Below are 266 nucleotides of genomic sequence, written 5' to 3' on the forward strand. Positions count from 1 at the left end.
GTGATCATGTTCTTCACGTAGTCGGCATGGCCCGGGCAGTCGACATGCGCGTAATGCCGGTTCTCGGTCTCGTACTCGACATGCGCCGTCGAGATCGTGATCCCGCGCGCCTTCTCCTCCGGCGCCCCGTCGATCTGGTCATAGGCGCGGAACTCGCCGAAATACTTCGTGATCGCCGCCGTAAGGGTCGTCTTGCCATGGTCGACATGGCCGATCGTCCCGATGTTCACATGCGGCTTCGTCCGCTCGAATTTCGCCTTCGACAT

General features: G+C 60.9%; 1 protein-coding gene. It reads right to left on the bottom strand.

The genetic code is table 11. From position 1 onward, the window contains the following. A partial coding sequence (locus tag QSJ97_RS24850) for a GTP-binding protein (protein WP_285675187.1) occupies positions 1-266 on the bottom strand: 266 nt, incomplete at both ends.

It is taken from the genome of Paralimibaculum aggregatum, assembly GCF_030270585.1.
Lineage (GTDB): Bacteria > Pseudomonadota > Alphaproteobacteria > Rhodobacterales > Rhodobacteraceae > Thermohalobaculum > Thermohalobaculum aggregatum.